Consider the following 12,034-nt stretch of genomic DNA (forward strand, 5'->3'; position numbering starts at 1 on the left):
ATAAGGGAGGAGATCGCGATTCTGCCACCTAGTAGGATGCTGTGAGTAGCTGATCATCGATAAAGCACCAAACGCTGGAGAACCCGCCACCCATGCCCCCGCGCCTGAGCATCGTCGTCCCCGTCTACAACGTCGAGCTCTACCTCGACGAGTGCCTGGAATCCATCGCCGCTCAGACCTTCGGCGACTTCGAGGCCATCCTCGTGGATGACGGGTCCACGGACACCAGCGCCGTCATCGCCAAGGCCTTCGCCGCGCGGGACAAGCGCTTCCGGGTCGTGATGCAGGAGAACGCCGGCCTCGGCGCCGCTCGCAACGTCGGTGCCCGGCACGCCCACAAGGACAGCGAGTACCTGGCCTTCGTCGACAGTGACGACACCATGCCGGACTACGCCTACCAGCGGCTGATCGAGGCCCTCGACGAGACGGGCTCGGACTTCGCCGGCGGCAACGTGAAGCGCTTCCGCTCCGTCGGCATGTCGCAGTCCTGGGGCCACCGGGCGGCCTTCGCCAAGACCCAGCTCAAGACCCACATCTCCAAGTTCCCGGCGCTGGTCACCGACCGCACCGCGTGGAACAAGGTCTACCGGCGCACCTTCTGGGACGAGCACGGCTTCCAGTACCCGGAGGGCATCCTCTACGAGGACGCCCCGGTCAGCATCCCCGCGCACTACTTCGCCTCCAGCGTCGACATCCTCAGCGACTGCGTCTACCACTGGCGCGTCCGCGAGACCGGCGAGCGCTCCATCACCCAGCGCTCCACCGACCCGGTCTCGCTCATCGACCGCGTGACGTCCGTCCGCCTGGTCCGCGAGTCTCTCAAGGCCAAGCAGGGCGCCAAGTACACCCGCTACCTGCGCGACTACGACTACAACGTACTGAGCGAGGAACTCCCGCTCATCTACAAGTACGTCGGTGAAGGCGGCGCCGACTTCCGCGCCGCGTTCGTCAAGGAGGTCGGCGGCCTCGTCCGGGAGATCGGCACCGGCCCCTGGTCCGACCTGACCGTCGCCGACCGCCTCAAGGCGTTCCTGGCGAGCGAAGGCCGCGTCGAGGACTTCATCGCCCTCCAGGACCACCAGCGCGACTACCACTACAGCGTGCCCGTCAAGGGCATCGCCCGCCCGCAGGCGGACTACCCCTTCCTGCAGGGCCGCCCGCCGGTCCCCGCCAAGATCCTCACCCTCGGCCCGCGCGAGCGCCGCGTCGTCAGCCGCCTTGAGCAGGCGGCCTGGGCCGACGGCAAGCTCCTCCTGCGCGGCTACGCCCTGCCCGGCCACCTCGGCGCGGAGAGCCGCCTCGGCTCCCGCAAGATGCTGGTGTTCCGCGAGGGCGGCAAGCGCCGCCGCTCGGTCGTCAGCGCCCGTACGGTCGCCTCCCCGATGGCCACCGTGAACGCCCACCACCTCGCCCTGAGGCACGCCGACTGGGCCGGCTTCACCGCCGTCGTCGACCCCTCGGTCTTCCAGTCGGGCGGCACCTGGCGCGAAGGGATATGGACCACCTCCGTCGCCGTCACCGGAGCCGGCGGCCTGCACCGCGCCCGCCTCAAGGGCGGCGAGAACGACACCGGCCAGAACCCGCCCGCGCACTGGGTGGCCCCGGACGTCCGGATCGTGCCGTCCGTCTCCGGCTCCCTCACCATCCAGGTGGAGATCGTCCGCGCCCGCGCCCTGGACGTACGAGCCGACGGTGACGACGCCGCCCTGATCAGCGGAGAGCTCTCCGCCCAGATCGACGGCGCCGCCACCCTGCAGGCCGTGCACGTCAGCACCGGCACCGTCCTCACCTTCCCGCTGGAGACCGCCGCCGGTACCGCGGCCGGCGCCGGCCGGATCCCGTTCACCGCCCGTGTGCCGCTGGCCGAGCTGGCCGCCGTACCGGACGCCCCGTGCGAGCCCGGCGAGTGGACCCCGGAGCCGTGGAGCCTGTCCGTGCTCGGCGCCGACGGCACCGAGCACCGCCTGGCCCACGACGAGCGCGGCGGCTTCAACGGCCTGGTCCTGCCCCTGCCCGGCCAGGCCGAGGGCCGCGTCCTGTTCGCCAAGCGCGGCAACACCGGACACCTGACGCTCTCCGTGCAGCCCTCGCCGCCGCTGATCGACACCGTCGAGACCAAGGACGGCACCGTCACCCTGAAGGGCCGCTTCACCGCGCCCACCGACGAGCCCTACGAGCTCGTCCTGCACAACGCGCACGGCGTGGAGTTCAGCTACCCCGTCACCCGTGACGGCAACGGCTTCGAGACCACCTTCGAGCCCGTGCTCCCCGAGCCGTACGCCGGCCGCACCACGCTCCCCGAGGGCCGCTGGTGGCCCACGCTGCGCCCGGCCGCCCAGGGCGGAACCACCGCGGGCCTCCTCGGCGTCGACCGCGGCGCTCCCGTGCAGATGGGCCCCGGCCTGCTCTTCGCCGGACCGCACCCGCTCACCGTGCACGGCCGCCGGATGCGGGTCGAGACCCGCTTCTACGACCGCATGGTGCTGGTCGCCGACCCGCTGCTCAGCCCGCACGACCGCTCCCGCTACACCCAGCGCGTGATCCGTTTCGAGACCTACCCGGCGCAGCGCGCCCTGCCGGTCAAGGACGTCGTCCTCTACGACACCTTCCAGGGGAACGGCGCAGGCGACTCCCCCCGCGCCATCCACGAGGAGCTGGTGCGCCGCGGCGAGAAGCTGGAGCACGTCTGGCTGGTCCGCGACGGCCGCGCCGAGGTCCCGGCGACCGCACGCGCCGTGCAGCACGACAGCGTGGAGGCCTGGGAACTGCTGGCCCGCGCCCGCTACTACGTGACCAACGACAACGTGCCGGGGCACTTCGAGCGCCGCGCCGGTCAGGTCGTCGTCCAGACGTGGCACGGCACGCCGATCAAGCAGATCGGCCACGACTTCGTGCACGACTACTACACGAGCCCCGAGATCCTGGAGGGGCTGGCGCACGACAGCGCCCAGTGGACCCTGCTCGCCTCCCCGAGCTCGTACGCGACGCCGCTCCTCAAGCGCGCCCTCGGCTACGACGGCGAGGTCATCGAGGCCGGCAGCCCGCGTACGGACGCACTCGTACGGCCCGACGCCGAGCGGATCGCCGAGGTCCGGCGGCGGCTCGGCCTGCCCGAGGGCAAGAAGGTCGTCCTCTACATGCCCACGTGGCGCGAGAACTGCGAAGGCTGGTCCGGCGGCTACAAGCTCGACCTGCGGATCGACCTGGAGCAGGCGCGCCGTGAGCTGGGCGAGGACCACGTCCTGTTGATCCGCGGCCACCACCACGTGGGCGAGCAGGTCCGCGAGGGCGTCCGCGACGGCTTCGTCGTCGACGTCTCGCGCTGGCCCGACGCCGCCGACCTGCTGCTCGTCGCCGACGTGCTGATCTCGGACTACTCCTCCGCGATCTTCGACTTCGCGCTCACCGACCGGCCGATCCTGCTCTTCACGTACGACCTGGAGCACTACAAGGGCACGCTGCGCGGCTTCAACTTCGACCTGGAGGAGAAGGCGCCCGGCCCCCTGCTGGCCGATTCGGCGAGCCTGATCGAGGCCGTACGGAACGCGGACACCGTCGGCGAGCAGTACGCGCAGGCGCGGGCGGCGTTCCGCGACGAGTTCTGCGACCTGGACGACGGCCGCGCCACCGAGCGTGTCGTCGACCGCATGCTCGCGATGGGCGCTCAGCCCGCGAAGTAGGCCGTACGGGCGAAATCCCCGCCGAACACAGACCGGCCCCGGGCCCACCGATGAATTTCGGGCCCGGGGCCGGTCTGTATGTGAGGAACGGTAACCACCGTCCACACACCGGCCTGGAGGCAGAGATGAGCGGCAACGGTTTCACCACGTGTCTGTGGTTCGACGGCGACGCGGAAGCGGCCGCCGACTACTACGTGTCCGTCTTCAAGGACGGCAAGATCGGCCGGACCAGCCGCTACACGGAAGCGGGCCCCGGGACGCCGGGCGCCGTGATGATCGTCGAGTTCGAGATCAACGGGCAGAAGTTCGTCGGCCTCAACGGCGGACCGCAGTTCCCCTTCACCGAGGCGATCTCCTTCCAGATCCACTGCGCCGACGAGGCCGAGGCGGACTACTACTACGACGAGCTGACCAAGGAGGGCGGCCAGGAGTCCGCCTGTGGCTGGGTCAAGGACAAGTTCGGGGTGTCCTGGCAGGTCATCCCTCCGGGTGCCATCGACGTGATCGGCGATCCGGACCCGGAGCGGGCCGCCCGCGCCACCGCCGCCATGATGAAGATGAAGAAGCTGGACGTGGCGGAGCTGCGTCGGGCGGCCGACGGGTTCTCGGGCTAGAGCGTTTTCCGGCCGGCGGAGATCCGGGCCAGGAGTGCGGGCAGGGCGGTCCCGATCGGCTCGCGGACCACCTCGTCGGCGAGCGGGTCGTACGGGGTCTCCTCGGCGTTCACGATGATCAGCCGGGCCCCGGCCTCCGCCGCCATCCCGGCCAGGGAGGCGGCCGGCTGCACCTGGAGCGTCGACCCGACGGCGATGAAGACCTGGCACCCCTTGGCCACCGCCATCGCCTGCCCCAGCACCTGCGGGTCGAGCCGTTCGCCGAACATCACGGTCGCCGCCTTGAGGATCCCGCCGCACCGCCGGCAGGCGGGATCCGGCTCCCCGGCGGCGACCCGGGCCAGCGCCTCGTCCATGTCCGACCGGGCACGGCAGGCGGTGCACACCACCGACCGGGCGGTGCCGTGCAGCTCGAACACCTTGCGTGCGGGCATCCCGGCGAGCTGGTGCAGCCCGTCCACGTTCTGTGTGATCACCCGCACCGGGGTGCCGCCGCGCTCCAGCTCCGCCACGGCCAGGTGCGCGGCGTTGGGCCGCGCCCCGAGCACGGCGAGCTCGGCGCGCATCAGCCAGGACCGGCGCCGGATCTCCGGATCGGCCATGTAGTACGAGTAGGTCACGAGCTTCTCGGCGTCGGGCTCACGCCGCCACAGACCCTGCGGCCCCCGGTAGTCCGGAATCCCGGAATCGGTGGACATCCCGGCCCCACTGAACACTGCGACGAGCGGTTTCCCCATGCGCCGAGCCTATGTACGGGTCCCTCGCGGACGCGACCGCATTTATCCGTTCACCCGTCTGCCACCGTCCGCCGCCCGTCTGCGCCTCCCGCAGATCGGGGCGGGGACCCGTGCGCCCGGGGCCGGAGGGCCGTTTCTGCGGTGAATCCCGACCTCCACTGGGGTGAGATCCGGGCCGGGCCGCTGCCCTCGGCACCGGCAGGCGGGTACAAACCGGGCATGAAGCTCAAGCCGTACAGCCTTGTCGCCCTGCTGCTGACCCTGTCGGCGCCGGTGACCCTGCCGTCCGTTCCCGCTCTCGCCGCGCCGGTGGCCGTCCCGGGGCCGCCGCGGCACGACGCCGAGGCGATCAGTCACTTCCTCGCGGCCTTCTACGGCAAGCACGGCCCGTCCCACCGGGACCGTGAGAGCCGCATCTCGCAGGTGCTCAAGGACAGACAGAAGGAGACCCCGGAGGTCGACGTCCTGCTCTGCGCGCAGAACGAACCGCAGGACATCAGCGTCGGCCCGGTCACCGTCGCCCAGTCGGCGGCCGTCGGCTGGGCCACCGTCACCACCCACTGGGAGTCCGGCGAGACCGACACCTTCACCGCCTACGTACGCCTCGACTCCGAGCCCATCCGGGTCGACGACGTGATCTGCGCGGGCTGAGACACCCGCGCGCCACGGCAGGGCCGGTTCCCGGCGGCTCATCAGGCCCTGCTGCACGTCCTTCGGCCGTCTGGTACAACACCGGGCATGACGGGATTCGAGATCACCGGCGCGAGCGCCGCCGACATGGAGATGATCCGCGGCTGGGCCGACGAGGAGGGCTGGAACCCGGGAGACACGGACCGGTTCGCCTTCGCGGTCGCCGACCCGGAGGGCTTCCTCGTCGGCCGGCTCGACGGCGAGCCGGTGGCCTGCGTCTCCGCGGTCCGCTACGGCGAGGGTTTCGGGTTCATCGGCTTCTACATCGCCCTGCCCGCCTTTCGCGGGCAGGGGTACGGCATCAGGCTCTGGCATGCCGCGATGGAGCGGTTGGACGGCCGGCTCATCGGGCTGGACGGGGTCGTCGAGCAGCAGGACAACTACCGCAGGTCCGGCTTCCGCCGGGCCTGGAACAACGTCCGCCACGAAGGTGTCCCGCAGGGCGCCGGTGAGGACGCCGGCGCCGGGGTCGACGTGGTCGACGCGGCCGCGCTGCCCTTCGGGCAACTCGCGGCCTACGACCGCCGGTTCTTCCCCGAGGCGCGCGACGCCTTCCTCTCCGCCTGGACCGCTCTGCCCGGCCGGACGGCGCTGGCCGCCGTCCGCGGCGGCCGGATCGAGGGGATCGGCGTCATCCGGCCGTGCAGCGGAGCCTCCCGTATCGGCCCCCTCTACGCGGCCACCCCCGGCGTCGCCGCCACCTTGCTGCGGCGGCTCGCCGAGCACGCGCCCGGCGGTCTGGTCTCCGTGGACGTGCCGGACGCGAACCCGCACGGCATCGCCCTGTTCGAGGGCCTCGGGATGGTCCCCACCTTCGAGACCGCCAGGATGTACACCGGCCCGGCCCCCGAGGTCGAACTGGCCGGGATCTACGGGGTCACCAGCCTCGAACTGGGCTGACCCGGCGAGGCGACCGCGGCCGGGCGGCTGTCGACGTGCCACCCGGCCGGTCACCGCATGCGCTGAGCGGGCGTCAGAAGCTGAACAGGACGCCGTTGGCGCTGCGCAGACCGCACGGGTTGCCGAAGGTGTGGTCGTAGTTCAGCCGACGGCCCTGCCACACCCCGTCGGCCGTGACCGTCATGGGGTTCCACTCCTTGGTACACGCCGCGTCGGGCCCGGGCGCCGCGAGGACGTCCAGCCGTGCAGCGTTCGCACGTAATTCGGCGCACGCGCCGACCGGGTTCGGGTGCGTCCCGCCCGGCGTCGGCGCGCAGACCAGCGTCACCGCGCGCAGTACCGTACCGGTCGCGGTGTCGTCTCCGGCGGTCACCCCGAGCACGAGCGCGGACGGGGCGTAAAGGCTTTCCGTGCCGGAAGTAGCGGCTCCGGCCGCCCCCGGCCAGGCCAGCGCAGTGAGCGCGGTGAGCGCCATGGCGGCGGAACCGAGCCCGAGACCCCTGGTGATGGACCGCATTTCGAACACTCCCTTGGGTTGTTGTTTCGGATAGCGGACAGAGTCTTGCCGACGCGGGCCTTGAACGCCCGTTCGGACCCCCATTTCTCGTCACCGATCGTGTACGGATGACTGCAGACCGCAGCGGTGCGACAGGGCTGACCTGTGCCGGAGCAGGCCGCCGAAACGGCCGAACACCGACCGCGAGACACGCGTGAAACCTTTGCGAAAAGGCCCCGGAAGCGCTCCGGGACCCCCGCCGGGCAGCGCCGGCCATACCCCAGGACTCGTCGCTCCCGGCCCGGCTCGCGGGGGCCGGCGGGATGCCGGTCCGGGAGAACGTGACAGCCGGCCTCCGCCGGACGGCGGCCTCGTCGCCTTGAACCCGGCCGGGATGTTGCGGGCAGCCGTCTGCTGGGCGTCCGCCCGGAGGGCTCAGCGCGCCGCGGCGCGCGGGGCGTAGAGGTCGATGAGACGGGTGCGGGTCTGGTGCAGCCGAATGGCAAGGACGCGCCCGACCCAGTGGCCGATCGCGGACCCGAAGGCGGGATCGGCGTCCATGAGCAACCGCACGCTCGTGCCGTCGAACTCGTACGCCCGCACCGGCGTCATCGCCTCGGCGCTCAGCTGCCACACGTACGGCGGGAACAGCCACGACCAGCCCACCAGCTCACCGGGGCCGAGGTTCTCCACGGGCGTGGGCCTGCGGCCGCCGGCCACGGGGATCTGCAAGGTCACCGTGCCCGAGCGCACGATCCAGAAGGACTTCGCCACGGAGCCTTCGTCGAAGATCCGAGCGCCTTCGGGGAAATTGACCTCGCGGGCCTGGGCCATCAGTCGGCCACGATGCTCGGCGGACAGCACGGCAGCCATCCGGACGGGGGAAGGTGTGCTCACGACGGCCTCCGATCACGACCCCCCACGGCGCACTGCTACCCCCAGTGTCGCCGACTGGCGCCCCATCGAGACCGCAACGGACAGGGCTTCTTCCGGACCGGGCCCATCCGGCCGGTCCCGGTACGCCCCGCACGTTCCCGCCCGGCCAGGCGGCCCCTCTACTCGTCGGCGTTCGCCTCCAGGCAGGCCAGTTCCATGGCGTCCAGCACCGCCTCGTTGCTGCGCCCGCTCAGCTCGGCGACGTTCTCGATCTGCGCCGTCGCCCAGGCCGACAGTGTCATGGCCAGTACCCGGAGCCCGTCGGTGCCGTAGTCGGCCAGGATCGCGTCGGCCACGACCATCGCGTCCTCCGGCACCTGCTCGGGGGGTTCGAGGCCCGCGAGACCGCGCAGCATGGCGAGCGTGCGGCGGGAGATCTCCGGCGTCATCCTCGCCAGCCGCATGTCCTCTTCTTCGTCCATCCCCGCCCCATCCTCCAGTGCCGTGCCCGTCCCCCCAGGGCACCGTAGAGGGGCGCGGCGCCGCGCGGGGCGGTTTTGCCAGGGTGACCCTGTGCGAACGGGTGGTGGCCGACAGGTTCCGGTTGGCTCGTCTTGGCGCACCGCCAATTTGGCATCCGATGTGTCAAGTGGGATGAACCGATTGAAGATTCGCCCTAGGGTGCGCCCGTACGCATGGCTGCGGACGGCTGTTCGGCCGTTTCCGGCCATGACTCACCCGGCCGCGCCCGATACGGCCACACCGCACTCGAACTGGGGGGTTCATGCGTAGATCCAGAGGGCTGGCGGCCGCTCTCGCCCTGTCCCTGGCCACAACCGGCGCGGGGATCGGCCTCGGCCTCGTCCAGCAGGCGGCGGCCATCACCCCGCCCGTCGCGTTCACCGCCGACGCGCTGTCGACCTGGCAGCCCAACGGCGTGGTCTGGGCCCTCGCCGAGGCGGGCGGCCAGGTCTTCGTCGGCGGCACCTTCTCCGCCGTGCGCCCGCCCGCGGGCGGCGCCGGCAGCGAGCAGCCGGTGGCGAACTTCGTGGCGCTCGACGCCGCGACCGGCGCCCCGACCTCCTGCGAGCTGTCCTTCACGGTCGGCGGCGGCACCGCCACCGTCCGCGCGCTCACCCTCTCGCCCGACAAGAGGACCCTGTACGCGGGCGGCTATTTCGGCGCCGTCAACGGCACCCCCGTCTCCAGTCTCGCCGCCATCGACGTGGCGAGCTGCACGGTGAAGCCCGCGTTCCGGCCTGCCTTCGCGGCCACCGTACGGGCCGTCGCCGTCACCGACGACACCGTCTACGCGGGCGGCGACTTCCTCAGCGTCGCCGGCCAGCAGCGCGAGCGCTTCGCCGCGGTCGACGCGGCCGACGGGACGCTCAGGCCCTTCACCGCCAACGCGGACGAGCCCGGCCGCGCCGTGGAGGTCACCCCGGACGGCAACAGCGTGCTGCTCGGCGGCGACTTCTTCACCGTCAACGGTACGAACACGCACGCGCTGGCCGTCGTGAACGCGACGAGCGGCGCGGTCACCAAGTCCTATCCCGGCTTCATCGAGACCAACTCGGTCGTCAAGGACATCGCGACCGACGCGACCGGCTTCTACACCGCCAACGAGGGCACGGGCGGTGGTGTCTTCGACGGCCGGATCGCGCTGGGCCTCGGCGACTTCAACCAGCGCTGGCGCGACACCTGCCTCGGCGCCACGCAGGCCGTACTGCCGTACCAGAGCGTGCTCTACAGCGCCTCGCACGCGCACGACTGCTCCAGCGTCGGCGAGTTCCCCGACGGCCAGCGCCACCACCTGCTCGCCCAGCCGACCAGTGGCACCGGCAAGCTGGGCTGGGCCCCCGACACCAACGACGGCATCGGCGAGGGCATCGGCCCGCGCGTGATGACGGTCGGCTCCAAGGGCGGCGTCCAGTACCTGTGGGTCGGCGGCGAGTTCACCACCGTCAACGGCGCGGCGCAGCAGAGCCTGACGCGTTTCGCCTCCACCGGGGACACCGGCGCGCCCACCGTGCCCGTCGCGAGCGCGGTCAGTTTCAAGCCCGGCCAGGCGCAGGTGCGCTGGCGCACCAGCCTCGACCTCGACGACAGTGCCCTGACCTACAAGATCTACCGCAACGGGGCGGCCCCGCCGATCGCCACGGTCACCGCGGACTCGCTGTTCTTCCGGCGCCCGCAGGCCTCCTGGACCGACACCACCGTCACGCCCGGCCAGTCGTACACCTACCGCGTGACGGCGACCGACGCGGCGGGCAACGCCAGCGCCCTGTCGGGCACCGCGAGCGTGACGGTCCCGACTTCCGTGGACGGCTACCCGAACCAGGTCCGCGTCGACGGGGCCCAGCAGTACTGGCGCTACGACGAGTCGGCCCTGCCCTTCGTCGCCGATTCCTCGGACGGCGGCAACCAGAGCGGTGTGCACCTGAACGCCCCCGCCCTGCGCCAGACACCCGGTGCGGTCTCCGGCGCGAGCACGGCGATCGGCTTCAACGGCACGGACACCCAGGTGTACGGGGACAAGCGCCAGACGGTTGGTAGCACATACACCATCGAGACCTGGTTCAAGACGAACACCACCCGCGGCGGCAAGCTCTTCGGCTTCGGGAACAACCAGTCCCGCGGCAGCAATCAGTACGACAAGCATATCTACATGACCAATGACGGCCGGCTGGTGTACGGCGTCTACACCGGCGCGACCCGCACCGTCACCACCAGCGCCGCGTACAACGACGACAAGTGGCACCACGTCGTCGCCACCCAGGGCCCCGGCGGGATGACCCTCTACGTCGACGGTGCGCAGAAGGGCACCCTGAACGTCACCACCCACGAGAACTTCTCGGGCTACTGGCACGCCGGCGGCGACAGCCTCGGCGGCTGGCCGGACCGCCCGACCAGCGAGTACTGGGCGGGCCGGCTCGACGAGACCGCCGTCTACCCGACCGTCCTGAGCGCGGCGCAGGTGCAGAACCACTACGCCCTCGCCACCGCCCCGGCCGACTCGGTGGTCGAGGTGACCGCCGCGGAGGACACCTACGCCAACGCGGGCGCGCCCGACACCAATTACGGCACCTCGAGCTCGCTCGCCGTGCGCGGCACCTCGTTCTACGCGAGCTACCTCCGTTTCAACCTGCCCGCCGCACCCGCGGGCACGGTGCTGAAGTCGGCCGCCCTCAGCGTGAAGACGAGCACGATGAGCGGCGCCGGTACGACGGACACCGTCTCGGTCGTCCCGGTCGCCGGGCCGTGGACCGAGGGCGGGACGACGTACAACAACCGCCCCGGCCCGGGCGGTCCGGCGCTCGGCGCCTTCGCGGGGGTCCCGGACGGCTCTGCGGTGCACACCACGGCGCTGAACACCCAGGTCGTCGCCGCGGCCCTCGGCACCGGCTACGGCCTGGCCCTGAGCAGCGCCGGTACGGACGCGCTGTGGCTGTGGTCCTCGGAGGCGCAGGCCAACGAGGGCACACCGCAGCTGACGCTGACCTTCGGCGCGCCATGAGGTACGCCTTGAGGTACGTGGTGAGGTAGGGCAGCGCCGTCGGTGGGGACGGGCCGGTTCCGGTCCGCCCCCACCGACTGTCCGGACGGCCCGGGCCTCAGGCGATGCAGTACGTGAAGGTGTACTCCACGGACGATTCGCCGTACGGGAAGGTGAACCCTCCGGAGCCCGTCAGTCCGGCGAGATCGCCGGTGCCGGAACCCGGCACCACCTCGAAGCGGCACACGGTACCGGCGGCGTCGAAGCTGCCGCGCTCCTCCAGGACGAAGGTGCCCTTGCGGCCGTCGACGCTGCCGGAGAGCAGTTCCATGCCGGTGTACGTGCCGACCTTCTCGCCGGTGTACGCGATCGTGTACGTGCAGGTGGTGCGGTCCGCCTCGACCCCGCCGGTGAAGGAATTGGCGACCTCGGCGCGGGCGAGGCGCACAGTGGCCTCCGCGGGGCCGACGGGACCCTCCTGCCAGTCGGCGAAGGTGAAACGGCCGCCGGTCTCTACGGGCGTGGGCATGGTGATCTGATCCTCT

General features: G+C 71.5%; 10 protein-coding genes. 5 read left to right on the plus strand and 5 right to left on the minus strand.

Features of this window, described 5'->3' with window-relative positions:
- Positions 1–92 precede the first annotated feature (92 nt).
- Complete coding sequence (locus ACFYOB_RS09035; protein ID WP_388556631.1) at positions 93–3,680, plus strand: CDP-glycerol glycerophosphotransferase family protein; 3,588 nt, start codon at positions 93–95, stop codon at positions 3,678–3,680.
- Between the two features lie 125 nt (positions 3,681–3,805).
- Positions 3,806–4,294 (plus strand): VOC family protein, encoded by a 489-nt coding sequence (locus ACFYOB_RS09040; RefSeq protein WP_388556634.1) that lies wholly within the window; start codon positions 3,806–3,808, stop codon positions 4,292–4,294.
- On the opposite strand, the gene ACFYOB_RS09045 is transcribed toward ACFYOB_RS09040, so the two are convergent.
- The gene (locus ACFYOB_RS09045; protein WP_388556637.1) at positions 4,291–5,031 is read right to left on the minus strand and encodes an NAD-dependent deacetylase; all 741 of its coding nucleotides are present in this window, start codon (positions 5,029–5,031) and stop codon (positions 4,291–4,293) included. The genes ACFYOB_RS09040 and ACFYOB_RS09045 overlap by 4 nt on opposite strands.
- A 219-nt stretch (positions 5,032–5,250) precedes the next feature.
- Between ACFYOB_RS09045 and ACFYOB_RS09050 the strand changes: the two genes are divergently transcribed.
- Both ACFYOB_RS09050 and ACFYOB_RS09055 read left to right on the plus strand, forming a co-directional pair.
- Entirely contained in the window at positions 5,251–5,682 is a 432-nt protein-coding gene (locus ACFYOB_RS09050; protein ID WP_388556640.1) for a hypothetical protein, read from the plus strand.
- Between the two features lie 87 nt (positions 5,683–5,769).
- Positions 5,770–6,621: a GNAT family N-acetyltransferase gene (locus tag ACFYOB_RS09055; RefSeq protein ID WP_388556642.1), complete on the plus strand. Its 852-nt coding sequence runs from the start codon at positions 5,770–5,772 to the stop codon at positions 6,619–6,621.
- A 73-nt stretch (positions 6,622–6,694) separates the two neighbouring features.
- Here the strand turns inward: ACFYOB_RS09055 and ACFYOB_RS09060 are convergent, their stop codons facing one another.
- From ACFYOB_RS09060 to ACFYOB_RS09070, 3 genes are all read right to left on the minus strand, one after another.
- On the minus strand, positions 6,695–7,138 hold the full coding sequence (locus tag ACFYOB_RS09060; protein WP_388556645.1) for an SSI family serine proteinase inhibitor: 444 nt from the start codon (positions 7,136–7,138) through the stop codon (positions 6,695–6,697).
- Positions 7,139–7,552: 414 nt separating this feature from the next.
- Positions 7,553–8,014, minus strand: a complete 462-nt coding sequence (locus tag ACFYOB_RS09065) for a Crp/Fnr family transcriptional regulator (protein ID WP_388556648.1) — start codon at positions 8,012–8,014, stop codon at positions 7,553–7,555.
- 158 nt (positions 8,015–8,172) lie between these two features.
- Complete coding sequence (locus tag ACFYOB_RS09070; protein WP_328924194.1) at positions 8,173–8,475, minus strand: hypothetical protein; 303 nt, start codon at positions 8,473–8,475, stop codon at positions 8,173–8,175.
- A 302-nt stretch (positions 8,476–8,777) separates the two neighbouring features.
- On the opposite strand from ACFYOB_RS09070, the gene ACFYOB_RS09075 reads away from it, so the two are divergent.
- On the plus strand, positions 8,778–11,510 hold the full coding sequence (locus tag ACFYOB_RS09075; protein ID WP_388556651.1) for a DNRLRE domain-containing protein: 2,733 nt from the start codon (positions 8,778–8,780) through the stop codon (positions 11,508–11,510).
- A gap of 97 nt (positions 11,511–11,607) precedes the next feature.
- Here the strand turns inward: ACFYOB_RS09075 and ACFYOB_RS09080 are convergent, their stop codons facing one another.
- On the minus strand, positions 11,608–12,018 hold the full coding sequence (locus tag ACFYOB_RS09080) for a DUF3224 domain-containing protein (protein ID WP_388556654.1): 411 nt from the start codon (positions 12,016–12,018) through the stop codon (positions 11,608–11,610).
- Positions 12,019–12,034: the final 16 nt, after the last annotated feature.

The sequence above is a fragment of the Streptomyces sp. NPDC006463 genome (assembly GCF_042870715.1).
Taxonomy (GTDB): domain Bacteria; phylum Actinomycetota; class Actinomycetes; order Streptomycetales; family Streptomycetaceae; genus Streptomyces.